The organism is Stenotrophomonas sp. 86428_Sma, assembly GCF_056481585.1.
In genome coordinates, this window is record NZ_CM151156.1 from 174,425 (window position 1) to 189,609 (window position 15,185).

Annotated in this window: 15 protein-coding genes; 6 read left to right on the top strand and 9 right to left on the bottom strand. The window is 61.7% G+C overall.

Annotated features, from left to right (window positions below):
- Positions 1-37: 37 nt before the first annotated feature.
- The 9 genes from ACZK3J_RS00735 to ACZK3J_RS00775 all read right to left on the bottom strand — a co-directional run bounded on the left by ACZK3J_RS00735 (position 38) and on the right by ACZK3J_RS00775 (position 9,488).
- Positions 38-277: a hypothetical protein gene (locus ACZK3J_RS00735; protein ID WP_026070688.1), complete on the bottom strand. Its 240-nt coding sequence runs from the start codon at positions 275-277 to the stop codon at positions 38-40.
- 40 nt (positions 278-317) lie between these two features.
- Positions 318-956, bottom strand: a complete 639-nt coding sequence (locus ACZK3J_RS00740; RefSeq protein ID WP_017355543.1) for a hypothetical protein — start codon at positions 954-956, stop codon at positions 318-320.
- Positions 957-975: 19 nt separating this feature from the next.
- On the bottom strand, positions 976-1,707 hold the full coding sequence (locus ACZK3J_RS00745; RefSeq protein WP_026070689.1) for a HupE/UreJ family protein: 732 nt from the start codon (positions 1,705-1,707) through the stop codon (positions 976-978).
- Entirely contained in the window at positions 1,704-4,841 is a 3,138-nt protein-coding gene (locus ACZK3J_RS00750) for an efflux RND transporter permease subunit (RefSeq protein ID WP_017355545.1), read from the bottom strand. The genes ACZK3J_RS00745 and ACZK3J_RS00750 overlap by 4 nt, the downstream gene beginning before the upstream one ends.
- 9 nt (positions 4,842-4,850) lie before the next feature.
- Entirely contained in the window at positions 4,851-6,086 is a 1,236-nt protein-coding gene (locus ACZK3J_RS00755) for an efflux RND transporter periplasmic adaptor subunit (RefSeq protein WP_017355546.1), read from the bottom strand.
- Complete coding sequence (locus ACZK3J_RS00760) at positions 6,083-7,333, bottom strand: TolC family protein (protein WP_026070690.1); 1,251 nt, start codon at positions 7,331-7,333, stop codon at positions 6,083-6,085. Before ACZK3J_RS00760 ends, ACZK3J_RS00755 begins: the two co-directional genes overlap by 4 nt.
- Positions 7,334-7,424: 91 nt before the next feature.
- Positions 7,425-7,817, bottom strand: a complete 393-nt coding sequence (locus ACZK3J_RS00765) for a hypothetical protein (RefSeq protein ID WP_238378116.1) — start codon at positions 7,815-7,817, stop codon at positions 7,425-7,427.
- 448 nt (positions 7,818-8,265) lie between these two features.
- Positions 8,266-9,015, bottom strand: a complete 750-nt coding sequence (locus ACZK3J_RS00770; RefSeq protein WP_017355549.1) for a hypothetical protein — start codon at positions 9,013-9,015, stop codon at positions 8,266-8,268.
- Positions 9,015-9,488, bottom strand: a complete 474-nt coding sequence (locus ACZK3J_RS00775) for a hypothetical protein (protein WP_017355550.1) — start codon at positions 9,486-9,488, stop codon at positions 9,015-9,017. Before ACZK3J_RS00775 ends, ACZK3J_RS00770 begins: the two co-directional genes overlap by 1 nt.
- Before the next feature lie 211 nt (positions 9,489-9,699).
- Here ACZK3J_RS00775 and ACZK3J_RS00780 point away from each other — a divergent pair, with 211 nt between their 5' ends.
- From ACZK3J_RS00780 to ACZK3J_RS00805, 6 genes are all read left to right on the top strand, one after another.
- Positions 9,700-10,341, top strand: a complete 642-nt coding sequence (locus tag ACZK3J_RS00780) for a hypothetical protein (protein WP_017355551.1) — start codon at positions 9,700-9,702, stop codon at positions 10,339-10,341.
- Positions 10,342-10,396: 55 nt separating this feature from the next.
- A complete protein-coding gene (locus tag ACZK3J_RS00785) occupies positions 10,397-11,521 on the top strand; it encodes an ImmA/IrrE family metallo-endopeptidase (protein ID WP_017355552.1) in 1,125 nt (374 codons plus the stop codon).
- Positions 11,522-12,107: 586 nt separating this feature from the next.
- On the top strand, positions 12,108-12,683 hold the full coding sequence (locus ACZK3J_RS00790; RefSeq protein ID WP_043034956.1) for an OmpO family porin: 576 nt from the start codon (positions 12,108-12,110) through the stop codon (positions 12,681-12,683).
- Between the two features lie 123 nt (positions 12,684-12,806).
- Positions 12,807-13,574 carry a helix-turn-helix transcriptional regulator gene (locus tag ACZK3J_RS00795; RefSeq protein ID WP_049460942.1) on the top strand — a complete coding sequence of 256 codons (768 nt, stop codon included), beginning with the start codon at positions 12,807-12,809 and terminating at the stop codon, positions 13,572-13,574.
- Between the two features lie 67 nt (positions 13,575-13,641).
- On the top strand, positions 13,642-14,010 hold the full coding sequence (locus ACZK3J_RS00800) for a VOC family protein (RefSeq protein WP_049460944.1): 369 nt from the start codon (positions 13,642-13,644) through the stop codon (positions 14,008-14,010).
- Positions 14,011-14,133: 123 nt separating this feature from the next.
- On the top strand, positions 14,134-15,108 hold the full coding sequence (locus ACZK3J_RS00805; RefSeq protein ID WP_049460946.1) for a Dyp-type peroxidase: 975 nt from the start codon (positions 14,134-14,136) through the stop codon (positions 15,106-15,108).
- Positions 15,109-15,185: the final 77 nt, after the last annotated feature.

A 15,185-nucleotide genomic window follows, 5' to 3' on the forward strand; every position in this document is an offset into this window, starting at 1 on the left:
CCGGCATGGCGGGGTCGTTCGCTAAACGCGATTGGATTTACTTCTTCTTCGACGCTGCCTGCGCTTCGCAACGTTCCTTCAGCGCTTTGGTCTGGGCATCATTTAGGTCCACCTTGAACTTCGAACGGTCCGCAAGCTGTTCGCAGGTCGTCGGCTTGGCCTTGGGGGCAGCCGTGGGGGCTGGATTCGCATGAAGGGCCGGATCATGGGCGGACGCCGTGGTGAAAAAGGACATGCTGAGAAGCAGGCCGGCGACTACTGCGGTATGAGCTTTCATGTTGTTTCTCCTCGGTTTGGGTCGGCAAAGTGCCGGGGTGTTACGGCTGATAGATGTCGGCTTGGTAGCCAATAAGTTCGATGCTCACGGTCACCGGCTTGTCGCTTCGGTTCTGCCAGTACCACCCATGAGTTCCCTCAAATGGCGCGACGAAGGTGCCGCGTGCCTCCCGCTGCGCACCTTCGACGGCGTAGCTGGTCCATGCGCCCTTCACGTCGGGGCGCTCGCCGTGCATATCGACTGCCACGTCCCCGGTTGCCTTCCAGCGGAACAGCATTCCGGCGCCAGCAACCATGTGGGACTTGACCTCTTTTCCCTTGCCCGGCTCCAGCGTGATCGTCATCGCGTCCTGGCGAAGCTCACCGTTGGTGAGCGATACCGCGTCTGGATCAAGCGATTGCCCTTTGTTCGCCCCGAACGCGGCCGCGGCCTTCTCCGCCAAGGTGGCCTCTGCGCCCGATGCTGTCGAGGACGTCGGCGTGGCCGGGTCGATGGCGGTGCTTCCGCCGTCCGCCAAAGCAGTCAAGCCCAGCGCCCGGCCGATCCCTGTGGGATCAATGCCATACTCCGCCGGCAGGACGGCGGTGATGAGAAGCGCGCCGGCAATGGCGGCGGCAAGAAGGGTCGACTTCAGCAGGCGGCCAGTGGTGGGGAGCGGTTGATTGGTGGTGATCGACATAATGGTTCTCGGTCAGAAATCAGGAAACGAAGTAGCCGGTGAGCTGCATGCCGATGAGCACGAAGCCGGCCATCATCAAGATGGTGTTCACGCCGTAGGCCTGACGGTTGAAGGACGGCAGTCGGCGCCAGAAGCCCATCACAATCAGGATGCCGGCAAGCGCTAGCAGTTGGCCGAGCTCAACGCCCACGTTGAACGCAAGCATGTTGGCGACCAGCCCGTCCGGCGATAGCGAGAAGTCCTGGAGCTTCGTGGCCAGGCCGAAGCCGTGGAAGAAGCCGAAGACAAGGACCGCAATCTTGGTGTTGGGTTGCACACCGAACCACCGCTTGAACGCGCCCATGTTGTCCAAGGCCTTGTAGACCACCGACAGGCCGATGATCGCGTCGACCAGATAGGCGTTGACGTGAAAGCCGCCGAGCACGCCGAGCAGCAGCGTCGTGCTGTGACCAATGGCGAACAAGGTGACGTAGATGCTCACGTCCCGCATGCGGTAAAGGAAGAAGATCACCCCGAACAGGAACAGAAGGTGGTCGTATCCAGTCACCATGTGCTTGGCGCCGAGGTAGGTGAACGCGATCAGTTGCCTACCTGTGCTTTCTTCAAGGAAGGCCTGGTCGCCCTCGCTGACGCCGTGCGCGAACGCCGCAAACGGCAGGAGGACTGCGGCAAGCATCGAAAGCCATGCAAAGGGCTTGGTGGGGGAAGTCAAAGACGAGTTCCTTGTGCGGAAAGGAGATGGATGATTCATGGGGAGCGACTTTCCAGATCAGGTTTTTCGCGGTGGATCAGTCGATAGAGCGCCGGCAGCACGAGCAGTGTCAGCAGCGTTGAAGAGATGATTCCGCCGATCACCACGGTTGCGAGCGGGCGCTGAACTTCCGCGCCAGCACCGACGTTCAGGGCCATGGGAAGGAAGCCCAGGCTCGCCACCAAGGCCGTCATCAAGACCGGCCGAAGGCGGGTAAGAGCACCTTCGGTGACGGCGCGATGCAGGGGCATGCCTTCTTCCCGCAGGTTCTTGATGAAGCTGATCATCACCAAGCCGTTGAGCACGGCAACGCCCGAAAGCGCGATGAAGCCCACGCCTGCGGAAATCGACAAGGGAATGTCGCGCAGCCACAGCGCCACCACGCCCCCGGTCAGTGCGAGCGGCACGCCACTGAAGACGATGGCGGCATCCTTGCCCGAGCCGAAGGCCATGAACAGCAAACCGAAGATCATCACCAGCACCACCGGCACGACGATGGACAGGCGCTTGCTTGCCGAGATCAACTGCTCAAATGTGCCGCCGTACTCGATCCAGTAGCCCTCGGGCAGCTGGACTTCTTGTCCGACCTTGCTGCGCAATTCTTCGACAAAGGACCCCAGATCGCGTCCGCGCACATTGCTGGTGATTACCACCCTGCGTTTGCCATTCTCGCGGCTGATCTGGTTGGGACCGGGCGCGATCTCCACCTTGGCCAACTGGCCCAAGGGCACGAAGCTACGTTCTTGGGCCGTGCTGGCCCCCGGCGCGACGGCAACAGGTAGTGACGCCAGTGTTCCGATGTCCTGCCGCAGGTTCTCCGGCAGACGAACCACGATATCGAAGCGGCGATCGCCTTCGAACACCTGGCCGGCCGATTCACCTCCCAGCGCCACCGAGATGGTCTTCTGCACGTCGTCGATGGCTACACCGTATCGTGCAAGTGCGTCCAGGTCGGGCGTGATCGTCATCAACGGCAGACCGGTGATCTGCTCAAGTTTCACGTCGGCCGCTCCCTTGATTCCACTGGCAACGTCCTCCACCTGAGCGCCGATGGTTGCCAGCTGCCCCAGGTCGTCGCCGTAGAGCTTGACGGCAACCTCAGCCCGAACGCCTGCAATGAGCTCGTTCATCCGCATCTGCACCGGCTGCGTAAACTCGTAGTTGTTGCCAGGAATGGCACGAACCACTTTCTCGAGCTCGGCAACAAGCTGCGCCTTCGGCTTGCGCGGATCGGGCCATTGATCCCGATCTTTGAGCATGATGAAGGTGTCGGCTACGGAGGGGGGCATGGGATCGGTAGCCACCTCGGCCGTACCGATTTTGGCGACGACTTCGTCCACCTCCGGGAACTGCTTGATTGCCGCTTCGAGCTGACGTTGCATTCCGATCGCCTGGGTCAGGCTGGTCCCGGGAATTCGGAGCGCGTGCAGTGCGATATCGCCCTCATCCAGGTTCGGAATGAACTCAGTGCCGAGGCGGCTTGCAAGCAGGCCCGCCAGGACTGTGAGAACTGCGGCCGAGGCCACCACGACCTTGCGTGCGTTGACAGCTCGCTCAAGCATCGGGCCATACAACTTGGTGACCCCGCGCATGGCCTTGGTTTCCTTCTCCGAAACCTTCCCCGTTACAAACTGAGCCACAGCGGCCGGCACGAATGTCAGGGACAATGCCATGGCACCGGTAAGCGCGATGACCACGGTAAGCGCCATCGGGTGGAACATCTTCCCTTCCACGCCGGAGAGGGCAAAGATCGGGATGTAGACCGCCGCGATGATGAAAAGGCCGAACAGGCTTGGCTTGATCACTTCTGCACTGGCACTTGCCGCCAAGGAGAATCGTTCTTCGCGGGTCAACAGACGGCCCAGAAGATGTTGCCGCTCGCCAAAGCGGCGCAGGCAGTTCTCCACGATGATGACCGCCCCATCGACGATCAAGCCAAAATCAAGTGCACCCAGGCTCATCAGATTTGCGGAGACACGATTCTGGACCATGCCTGTGATCGTCAGCAGCATCGTCAATGGAATGACCGCCGCAGTGATCAGCGCCGCACGAAGATTGCCCAGAAGCAGGAAGAGGACCGCGATGACGAGCAGGGCGCCTTCGAGAAGGTTCTTCTTCACCGTCTCGATGGTCCGGTCCACCAGTTCGGTTCTGTCGTAGACGGGATGCGCCCGCACGCCGTCAGGCAGGGTGGCATCGATGTCCTTGAGCTTGGCGGCGGTTCGCTGAGCCACGTCCCTGCTGTTTTCACCGATGAGCATGAATGCCGTGCCAAGGACCACTTCCTTGCCATCCTTGGTTGCCGCACCCGTGCGAAGCTCGGTGCCTTCCACGACGTCCGCCAGATCGCCAACGCGCAATGGCATGCCATCACGGTTGGCCACAACGATCTTGCGCAAGCCCGCCATGTCGGCCACCTGGCCCGGCACGCGGACCAGGTACTGCTCACCGCTCTTCTCGATGTAGCCGGCGCCTACGTTGGCGTTGCTGCGTGCCACGGCTTCCAGCACGTCCTGCAACGTCAGTCCGTAGGCTTGGAGCTTCTTCGGGTCCGGCGTGATGTGGAACTGGCGGACATAGCCCCCGACGGTGTTGACCTCCGTTACGCCCTTCAAGTGGCGCATCTGCGGTCGGACCACCCAGTCCTGCAGCGTACGAAGCGCCATCGGCGTCCACGTCTCCTCAGCACCCGGCTCAGCTTCCACGGTGTACATGAAGATCTCGCCCAGGCCGGTCGCTACCGGTCCAAGGCTGGGCTTGAGTCCCTCGGGCAATTGGGATGCCGCTTGCTGAAGCCGCTCTGCGACCTGTTGACGGGCGAAGTAGATGTCCGTGCCATCTTCAAACACCACCGTGACCTGAGACAGGCCGTAGCGTGAGATGGAACGGGTGTATTCCAGCTTTGCCAACCCGGCTAACGCTGTTTCGACGGGGAACGTGACCCGTTGCTCGGCCTCCAGCGGTGAGTAGCCGGGAGCTTCGGTGTTGATCTGCACCTGGACATTGGTGATGTCAGGAACGGCGTCGATGGGAAGCTTGCTGTAGTTCCAGATCCCAAGGCCTGAGAAGGCCAGGACCAGAACGAGCACAAGCCATCTGTGCGCGATGGACGCGCGAATGATTCGCTCTAGCATGGGGCGTCCTTAGTGGTCGTGGCTTGCGCCGGACTTTTCGATGTCGGCACGAATCAGGTAGCTCTGTTCGGAGGCGTACCGGGTTCCCGGCTTAAGCCCTTTCAGAACCTCCACGCGCTCGCCATCGCGCCTACCCAGTTCAAGCATCCGCACCTCATAGCTGTCGCCCACTTGGGCGAACACAACGGTGAAGTCCCGGAAACGCTGAAGGCCCGATTCTTTTACGGTTAAAGGAACCTCCGTTTCCGCGATGACGACATCGGCGGATACGGCCATTCCTGGTCGCCACTTGCCTTCACTGTTGGCAAGGGCCACGCGTGCCACCACGGTCTGGCCCGCGCTGGCCAGCGGCAGGATGCCCTGCAGCTTTCCCGTTGTTTCCAAACCACCTGTTGCCGAACGGATGGTCACCGCTTGGCCCGGGGACAGGCGCTCGGCGTCGCTTCCCAGCGCACGCAAATCCACCCAGACCTCAGAAAGGTCAGCAATCTCGAACAACGTGTTGTCGGCAGCGACATCTCCTACCGCCGTGTTGCGTGCGAGCACCACGCCACTGAAGGGCGACGTTACGGAGTAGGTCCGCATGCTGTCATTGCCCTCCACCGTGGCCAGCGTCTGACCGGCCGAGACGCGTTGTCCCATCTCGACCGCCACACTGCGGACCACGCCCGGGAAGCGTCCCTTCACCGCAGCAAAGCGACCGGTGTCGACCGCGACGTTGCCCATAAGCGAGACAGTGTCCCGGATGACCCCTGGTTCGGCGGACTCAACCACGACACCTGCGTCGGCAGCGGCTTTCGGATCTATGGTTGTGCGACCTTCGTACGAGGCGTAGGCCCAGGTGTAGTTCTTCCCACCCACCACTGCATCGGCTTTGACGTCAAAGGAGTGCGGTTCAACCACCTCCCCGTTGCCCACCAGGTAATCGTTCTCTGGAACAAAGCTGAAGTTGTTGACTTCGCCGTCCAGTCGCTTGAGTTGCATCGTCGCTTTGACTTCGCCAGGTGCCAGCGGCTTGTCGTTGCGATAGGCATACAGTCGGAACTGCGGCGGGGTATTGGTTTCGTAAACAGTCACTTCAAGGGCGAAGTCGCCGTCGCGAAGCATGCGCCCGCGATGCGGCCCTCGTTCGTAGTCGCCTGCGGCCGCAGCAGTGGCTTCAGGCTTGTCTCCCTGCGACGGTTCGTTGCCGCCACATGCAGCCAGGGCGAACGGAAGCAGGATCAGGAATACGTATCGGTTCATGGGCGGATGTCCAAGGCAGAAGCGGTGAGGCGGTCGGCCTCGACCAGGAGACGGAGATAGCGCGCGGCGGATTCGACTTCCCGTTCGCGAAGGTCGAAGAGCCGCTGCTGCGCTTGGCTGAGTACCAGGAAGGAGAAGCGACCTTCCTCAAAGCCCCTGCGGCTCTGATCAAAGGCCTGCTGGGCCTTTGGCAACTGGCGCTGGCGCACCGACTCCACTTCGGACTGCGTTTGCTTGAGCTGCTGGTAGATGCCAAACAGCTCTTGACGCATCTCCAGCATCTGCGCCTCGCGCCTGTACTTGAGCGAGGTCAGCTCGTAATCCGCTTCGGCGACGGAGAAGTCCGATCGCCGCCGGCTCCCCAACGGGACAGAGATGGACATCACCAGGCCGCTGTCTTTGGTGGCTTCCAGTCGGCGAATGCCGAGGCCAACGCTGACATCCGGCTTGGCGCTGGCCCGGGCGATCTCCCTTCTTGCACCCAGAACCCCGGCCTGGGCCTCCATGGTCCGCTGCTGTGGTGTCGTGGCGAGGCGTAGGCTCAGATGATCGAAATCATCCAGAGGGGGAAGGACTCCGGTATCCCCGGCAACCGAACTGAAGTCCGGGCTCGGCGCCCCCCACGTGGCCGCCAGCGACATCCGCGCGCCTTCCAACGCCTGCAACGCCTGCTCCCGCTTCAACTCGGCATCGAGCAGAGCAATCTCGGCAGATCTCAGGTCCGAGTCCGGATTGCGGGCGGCCGCTACCCAGCGGGCCACTTCACGGCGCATGGCTTGGGCCATCTTGATGCGCTCTTCGGCGTGCTCGACATGCTCCTGGGCGGCCAGCACATCGACGAAGCGCCCCGCAGCCAAGGTGGCGATAGCGATACGGGTGACGTCCGCTTCGCTTCGGGCGGCGTCCACCTCCGCGCCACCGAGCGCTTGGCGTGCTGCCCGCTTCCCACCCAGTTCCAGGACCTTAGAGATGCGGAAGGTGGATTCGGCGGCGTCCAGGCCGCTCAGGCCCCCTGAGCCAGCCACGTTTTCAAGCTCGCCGCCCAGCACGAGCGGCGTAGGCAATGCATCCCGGCCCGCGCGGCTTCTGACAGCTTCTAGTTGAGCAGCGTCTGCCTGCACGCTGGGATGGGTGCCTAGGGCACGGGCAACCGCATCCTCCAGGCGCAGCACTTCAGCGGCGTGGCCAGGCACGGCCACACCGCAGGCGCCGGCAATAGCCAGCGCCCACAAACTACGTAATTTCACGGAAAATCTCCGACAAATGGTCATGACGACGCGCTGCCGGCCACCACTTGGTGGACAGCGCGCTCAGGCCGCTACAGCGCGGCAGGAGTCGTCAGATGATCGGAGGTCTAAAAGGTGAGCCGCGATGACCAGAGGGCTCATCAACGGAGTGCAGGCCGGGCAACAAAGATGCCGGCGGAACCGTAGCCAGGTTCAGATTCGAGGAAACCAGCATGCCGGCAAAGCTCACGTCGGCCTGGTGAAGGACGCTGTGGACGCCTGATGCATGCTTCGGATCTACGTTGTCGCCATTTCCCGGGGCGTGTGAGTGTCCGTGCTCCGCTGTTGCAGCGATGTCGTGCTCAGCAGTGTGGAGCTCGCCCTGCTGGATCACAATCGGCCGAACAACAACGCTCAACAGCATCAGCACGAAAATGCTGAACCGGATGAGTCGACGGTGGCGGGCCGAGAAGGCGGACATGGAAGGAAGAATAGTCGTATCCAAGTTGGGTTGTCGAGACCCTGAGTTGCGGGGCTGGAGCCCGCTCCAATTAAGGCTTGGCTGTCGAGGGACGCCTCGCTCAAGCCCGCTCCGATCAACGTTGCTTCAGGCGTGGTCGGCCAAGGTGTCCGGTTTTGGCCGGAAGCGGACGCCGGCGGGTTAGGGGATTAGGAAGATCTATCGAGGGTAGGCTGGGTCAAAAGTCTTGGGCCCGGGTAAGTATCTTGCGCACCCGGCAGGGGCCATCTGACAAACCGTACCGGATCGAAAGAGAAGACGCGCTCCAGCGGCGCGTCATTGGCAATGACCCCGAGACGGTCCGGGAACGCGGTCGGGCCGCAGTCAAGAACCGCCTCCGTATCGACTGCCAGGTACTCGATCACCTTATCGTTGCCGGCACTGGCACGACTTCGATTGCGGTCAGGGGGCGGGTCTGATGACCCGCCTGGTCCTAGGTCAACGGCTCATACCATTGTTGGCACTGGGTGAGCTCAAGGAACTCGCTGCCAGGATGGAGCACAACGCGACGCACCATGGAGGCTTCCAAGGCTTGTGTGGAGTAGTCCTCAAACTTGTCCGGATACTCACTTGACCTGACGCCTTGGTGAATGAGGTCAAGTCGTGCAACGGCTTTTGCCAAGCCATTCGTCGTGGAAAGGAACGCCACAGGCACTACCGCTTCAACCAGTGCAGGGCTTCCCAAGGATTTAAGAACACGGCCAAGCTTCGGGTCTTCGGCGTTGAAGTTGTAGAGTGCTTCACCGCCCCAGTGCCCGAGCAGGGAGCGAACGCCATACTCTCGCGCTTCGTGCGCTGGGTAAAAGCAGAACCACGCCTTGCCGGACCTGTTGCGATCGCGCACTTGGTTGTTCGCAAGCAAACGTTGCGCATGATCTTCGGCAAGCTCGCCTCGCGTGACTTGGGCCGCAATGCGTCTTTCCAGCAGCCCGGGGCTGAGCACCTCCAGCCCGTTTTCACGAATGTGCCCCGCTTCTTCTTCGGTCAAGCGGGTGAAGTGGTAACCACGCATGGCATGTGGCATGAGAGCTTCGCCAAGCGTGCGGATAGCTGCATCGAACGCGGGCGCGGCGCGGTCGGCTAGGTCCAACTCCCACGAGCGGAACACCGGGCGCAACTCATTGAGGACCTCGCGCAGCTCGCCGGGCCACGTAGCAGGCTGGGAAAGGTCGAGCGCCGCCATCAGTCGTAAAAGGCGAGCTGGGACACTTCGGGATGCGATGCCATGGCCAAAAACATGACATCAATGGCGGCGCGTGCCAGCTTATCGTCATGGCCTGCGTATCGCTGTTGCCGATCATGCTCCTTGCCGCCATGCACGAGGTTGTTGCGCACCCGGCGAGCAGCATCCATTAAACGATCGCCCTCAGGCCCGTCACCCAACGGGGCATCCACGAACTCGATACGGCGCTGTGCGCTGATCTGCATTTTCATCGGGGGCGGGTCATTGGGGCCGCCGCCCAAAAGAAGATCCTTGTTTTCCTGTGATAGTTGATTCTGGATGTGCCGGCGCACATGGACGTAGAACGCTGACCACTGCGTGTCCGGCTTTTCCCCGACGGCGCCATTGACGAACTCTGGGATTTGCTTGAGGGCAAACTCGATTCGGGAGAACGCCCTGAGAAGTTGCAGCGCTGTGTCAGGCTCCACGTTCATGGATTAGATAGGCTCAAGCCGGAAAACGGTGAGTATCATAGATTTATGGCGCTTCTCGCTATGCCACTCGCGCCTGAATTGGGCCTACTTGGTGTGGAGGATGGGTTCGATGGGAGCATGGCAGGGTGCTGGTCCGCGCACTGTACAAACTTCTTGTTTTTCCTCCTCAAATGAGGGAGGATTATCGGAAGTCCCCCTGAGGCAGACCCCGATGCTCCCAAACATCCTTTACGACGCTCCCGAAGAAATCGCCAGTCGCCTGGAACAGTTGGGGGTCACCGAGGTGGCGCTCCGCGAAGCCATCTATCAGGGACACTTGCAGCGCACCCGATTGACCCCTAACCACCCCCGTAACTTCCCGGGCTTGGTCATGTGGGGCGAGGTCGTTGCCGCCCTGAGGGACCAGCTGAGGCCGCTGGACTGGATCCGGCAGGATGTCGGCAGCTTCCCGGTGACCGTGAACGAGTCGTTGGACCTGGCTATCGCCGTGGCCTCGGGAGACCAGGGGACGGGCAACCCGTATGCCCATCCGTCGAACCGTTCGAAGAAGGGTCGCAACACCGTTGAGGCCATCGAGGCGAATCGTCAGATGGTGCTCTTCGAAGAGTTCATGCAAGAGATCAAGGACGACGCCGAGGGCAACCAGACGTGGATCTTGATGCACCACACGGATACGTCCAAGGGTGAGATCCGCTTTGAACTTTCATTGCCGGCTGAAATCGGTAATGACGGCAAGATCACTTCGTGGTCGGAACGCATCGTGCTCGGTAGCATTCCGTTTGACGATGACCTGACGGAAATCCTCGAGCCGGGTGGTCCTGACATCGACATTGAGATCCGCCGGAAAGCGTGACGAGGTTGCTATGTTCAATGCTTTACGGCTTACCCTCGCCCGCAAACGGCGAGGAATGAAAAAGCGTGAGTTGGCCGAAAAAATTGGGGTAACAGAGAAATCCGTCTCCAACTACGAGACGGGCTCCCAAGAGCCAGAGGCCAATACGCTTAGAAAGCTTTCGGAAGCGCTTCGGTTCCCCGAAGCCTTTTTCTTTGGTGTGGACCCGGAAGTTCCTCACCCCGATGTGGCGAGTTTCCGTTCGCTTTCGAAGATGACAGCCAGCCAGCGCGACACCGCGCTTGGTGCGGGCGCTGTTGCCTTGCTGTTGAACGAATGGATTGAGGCGCGGTTCGCCCTGCCAGACCCTGACGTTCCGGATTTGGGGCGCGAGGGAGGGGACAGTCGTCCCGTTAGCGTGCACAAACACGCTCAAGAGCCAGAAGCCTATCCGACATCGTCTTCTTCCCAGACCCCGGAGACGGCGGCAGAAATGTTGCGCGCTCACTGGGGCATCGGCGAGTTGCCGGTCAAGAACATGATTGCCCTGCTGGAATCCAAGGGCATCCGGGTCTATTCCCTGGCAATCGATGCCAAGGAAGTGGATGCCTTTTCGATGTGGAGTGGCGGTCGGCCCTACGTCTTCCTCAATACGTTCAAGTCGGCCGAACACTGCCGGTTTGATGCCGCGCATGAGCTGGGCCACCTGGTGCTGCACCAACATGCCCAACCCCATGGTCCCGACCTAGAGCGCGAGGCAAATGCGTTTGCGTCCGCTTTTCTCATGCCGCGGGCGAGCGTGCTTGCCATGGCGCCGCGTGCCCCTACGCTATCGAGTCTCATCCGGCACAAGAAGCATTGGGCAGTCTCCTTGGCAGCGCTGAACTACCGGATGCATGCCCTTGGCCTGACAACTGACTGGACCTACCGCACGCTTTGCATCCAGCTGGCGCAAGCGGGCTACCGCAAGTCGGAGCCTGAAGGTGTGCCGCACGAGAAATCATTAGTGCTTGAAAAGGTATTCGGAGCACTTCGCGAAGAAGGCTTGTCGAAAGCGGATGTTGCCCAACAGCTAGCGATCTTTTCTGACGAGATTAACGAGCTTACGTTTGGGCTGATGCTCAACGCACTGAAGGGTGGAGCGCCGAGAATGGCTGAGCCCGCTGCGAGGAGGGCCAACTTGCGTTTGGTCAAGGGATAGTATCGGGAGTGAGACCTGGGCGGATCCCTCGTAGCGTGTGCTTGTTTTTGGATTCGCGAAGGAGCAACGGTCTGCTGATGGCCGGAAGCAGCCATCAGCGGGACGACAGTGTCCGATCCCTAGCGGACGTTACTCTAGAGATGTCGGCTGCTACTGCCCCTTGGGCAACTACCTGAGCCTAATGCTTCGTCCGACTCCATAGCCCCGATATCTCACAGGCCACCTGTGGGGGGCTCCCATTTGTTAAGAATCTAGAAGTTCGGACCGGCATCAGGAATGGTCCCCCGTCTCGCCACGAGGGCAAATGAGCGGCGGACGCCAGCCCTTCCCCCGAGCCAATGCAACCATAGGTTTTCAGCCATCGGGCAACCATAGGTCCAGCAAAAATGCAAACCTATGGTTGCTCGTCTAACAGCAATGCCATGCGGAGTTCCCTGAACGCCAGCCTTATTTATACACCAGTCAGTTCAATATTCAGGGTTGATTAGACCCCCTAACGGATAATTCACACCTGTCGACCGCCTCCTCTCTCTCCCCCTTCCCGGGAGGCGGTCGACGAAACCAAAATAATTAAAGGTGTGTCCCGATGAACAAGAATTCGCTGCTTGCCCTGGGTCTTCTGGCTGCTCTGCCGTTCGCTGCATCGGCAACCGATGGCCTGTCGTACAACTACGTTGAAGGCGGCTACGTGAACACCGATGCCAAGGGCGGCGACGCCGATGGCTGGAAGGTGAAGGGTTCCGTTGCGGTGCACCCGAACTTCCACGTCTTTGGCGACTACAGCGCCCAGGAAACCGACAAGTTCAAGAATGACGTCGACCAGTGGCGCCTGGGTGTCGGCTACAACTACGGCATCGCACCGAACACCGACCTGGTGGCCCGTGTTGCGTACCAGAAGTACGACGAGAAGCGCGGCCTGGACTTCAACGGCTACTCCACCGAAGTGGGCGTGCGCACCGCGTTCAACCCGTACGTGGAAGGCTACGTGATGGCCGGCTACGAAGATTTCAGCAAGAAGCACGGCATCAACCCGGACGGCGAGTTCTATGGCCGTGTCGGCGCCACCGCCAAGTTCAACCAGAACTGGGGCCTGAGTGGCGAAGTGAAGCTGGCCAAGGCCGGCGACCGCGAGTGGTTCGTGGGCCCGCGCTTCACCTGGTAACAAACGCCTGTCGTTAGTGCGTGTTGTGCTGGCGTGTGACTCTCTCTCTCTCCCACACGCCAACCGAAGCCCGGCCTCGCGCCGGGCTTCACTTTTATGGGCCCCGTGGCGCCACAATGCGGCATGGGCGACCCTTCCTCTCTTGCAGGCACCGGCACGACCTACCAGGAGCATCTGGCGCCTGCGCCGCTGCGCGGCCACTTCGGCCAGCTGTGGCAGAGCCAGCTCCCTGCCGATGCCGATGGGCACATCACCGTATTGCCCGATGGCTGCGTGGATATCCTCTGGCGCGACGGCGGGCTGTTCGTGGTCGGCCCGGATCGGGTGGCTGCACATCCGGCACTGGCACCCGGTGCACAGGTACTGGGGGCACGCTTCCGACCTGGCCAGGCATTGGCCGCGCTTGGCCTGCCCTTGGCCGAGATCATCGGCCAGGCGGTGCCACTGGCCGATCTGAAGGGCACGTGGGCGAAGAAAGCTGCGGCTTCCATCGGTGACACCGCGCCTGCGCAGCGCCTGCAGCGGATGGCGTACTGCCTGCAGCAGCATATGGGCGCGGCCGCACTCGACACCCCGGCGCAGCGTGCACATGTCCTGTTCCAGGCGCTCGCCGGGGGTCACGCCACGCTGGATACGCTGGCGGCGCACTTGGGCCTGAGCCCGCGCAGCCTGCGGCGTTTCAGCCAGTCGCAGTTCGGCTACGGCGCCAAGACGCTGGAGCGCATCCTGCGCCTGCAACGCTTTCTTCGCCATAGCCGCGCGCTGCCACTGCATTCGTTGGCGATGCTGGCCGCTGATGCCGGCTATGCCGACCAGGCCCATCTCAGCCGCGAGGCGCGTGAACTGGCGGGCATGACCGCCAGCGAGCTGCGCCTGGAGTGGGGACAATGATGGCCGTTTTGTTCAAGACCACTGTGCTGCATTGATCGATGCTGGGCTCCCACCACGGAGCCTCGCCATGAATCCTGCCGCGCCCCACGATGCCGAACGCCGCATCGATAACATCGAATTCAACGTCGCCGACATTGACCGTAGCACGCGCTTCTACGGCGAGGTGTTCGGTTGGCGCTTCACCGACTATGGCCCGGCCTACACCGAGTTCGACGACGGCCGTCTGAAAGGTGGCTTCGTGGCCGACGCGGCGGTGCGTGCCCACGGGGGGCCGCTGGTGATCCTCTACTGCACGGACCTGGCGGATGCACAGCAGCGCGTGGTCGCCGCCGGTGGCGAGGTGGTGCAGGCGGTGTTCGCCTTCCCCGGTGGCCGTCGCTTCCACTTCCGCGATCTGGATGGCTACGAGCTGGCGGTCTGGAGTGATATGGATTGAGGTCTTCGTACCTTCGCCGGTGGACGGAACGAGAACCGCTCCGTCCCCGGTCAGGCGGTTCCGTTATGATCGCCCGCACATCGCCACGCGCGATGCGCCCGCCTCAAGCCAGCAGGAACCGCCGTGAACTCCCAGCCCGCACCGATCACCGCCCTCAACCACACGCTCGACAACGAGCCGCAGCAGATCACCGCGCCGCTCACCCATTCGGCGGCGTTCCTGGTGCTGAAAGTGAAGGATGACGAGGCGTCGATCGCCAAGGCGCGCGAGGTGCTGGCCAGCACCGACGACCTGATCAAGAACACCGCCATCCGCGAGATCGAGCGCACCTTCACCTGCAACGTGGCCATTGGCCACCGCGTGTGGCAGCCGCTGGTGGGTACCACCCCGCCGCGTGAGCTGGCGCCGTTCCGCGAGATCAAGGGCGCGACCCACACCGCGGTGTCCACGCCGGGCGACCTGCTGTACCACATCCGTGCGCGCACCATGGACCTGATCGTGGCATTCGAGCGCAACCTGCTGATGGCGTTCGGCGATGCGGTGGAAACGGTCGATGATGTGGCCGGCTTCCGTTATTTCGATGGCCGTGACCTGCTCGACTTCGTCGACGGCACCGCCAATCCGGAAGGGCTGTCGTTGCCGGAAGCCACCATCGTGGGCGATGAAGATCCGGAGCATGCCGGTGGCAGCTACGTCGTGGTGCAGAAGTACCTGCACAATCTTGATGCCTGGCGCGCGCAGAAGACCGAGGCGCAGGAAGCGATCATCGGCCGCACCAAGCACGACAACATCGAGCTGGACGATGCACCGGCCGATGCACAGAAATCGCACAAGACCCTGTGCACCATCGAAGACGCCGACGGCGAGCACGAGATCCTGCGTGACAACATGCCGTTCGCCAACCCGGGGCGTGGCGAGTACGGTACCTACTTCATCGGCTACACGCGCCGCCTGTGGGTGATCGAAAAGATGCTCGAGCGCATGTTCATCGGCAATCCCGCGCCGCTGCATGACCGCATTCTCGACTTCTCCACCGCCACCACCGGCGTGACCTTCTTCGCGCCCTCGCGCAAGGTGCTGGCCGACCTGGGCGATTGAGCGCGCCGGGCAGTGCCGACCGCCATCTGCCTGTCATCTACCGCGCCGACCATCAGCCGTTGGATGGAGGCGCAGGA

Excerpts from the sequence above, each read along its gene's own strand:
- ACZK3J_RS00735 (WP_026070688.1), bottom strand. The coding sequence starts at position 277 with ATGAAAGCTCATACCGCAGTAGTCGCCGGCCTGCTTCTCAGCATGTCC.
- ACZK3J_RS00740 (WP_017355543.1), bottom strand. The coding sequence starts at position 956 with ATGTCGATCACCACCAATCAACCGCTCCCCACCACTGGCCGCCTGCTG.
- ACZK3J_RS00745 (WP_026070689.1), bottom strand. The coding sequence starts at position 1,707 with ATGAATCATCCATCTCCTTTCCGCACAAGGAACTCGTCTTTGACTTCC.
- ACZK3J_RS00750 (WP_017355545.1), bottom strand. The coding sequence starts at position 4,841 with ATGCTAGAGCGAATCATTCGCGCGTCCATCGCGCACAGATGGCTTGTG.
- ACZK3J_RS00755 (WP_017355546.1), bottom strand. The coding sequence starts at position 6,086 with ATGAACCGATACGTATTCCTGATCCTGCTTCCGTTCGCCCTGGCTGCA.
- ACZK3J_RS00770 (WP_017355549.1), bottom strand. The coding sequence starts at position 9,015 with ATGGCGGCGCTCGACCTTTCCCAGCCTGCTACGTGGCCCGGCGAGCTG.
- ACZK3J_RS00775 (WP_017355550.1), bottom strand. The coding sequence starts at position 9,488 with ATGAACGTGGAGCCTGACACAGCGCTGCAACTTCTCAGGGCGTTCTCC.
- ACZK3J_RS00780 (WP_017355551.1), top strand. The coding sequence starts at position 9,700 with ATGCTCCCAAACATCCTTTACGACGCTCCCGAAGAAATCGCCAGTCGC.
- ACZK3J_RS00785 (WP_017355552.1), top strand. The coding sequence starts at position 10,397 with ATGAAAAAGCGTGAGTTGGCCGAAAAAATTGGGGTAACAGAGAAATCC.
- ACZK3J_RS00790 (WP_043034956.1), top strand. The coding sequence starts at position 12,108 with ATGAACAAGAATTCGCTGCTTGCCCTGGGTCTTCTGGCTGCTCTGCCG.
- ACZK3J_RS00795 (WP_049460942.1), top strand. The coding sequence starts at position 12,807 with ATGGGCGACCCTTCCTCTCTTGCAGGCACCGGCACGACCTACCAGGAG.
- ACZK3J_RS00800 (WP_049460944.1), top strand. The coding sequence starts at position 13,642 with ATGAATCCTGCCGCGCCCCACGATGCCGAACGCCGCATCGATAACATC.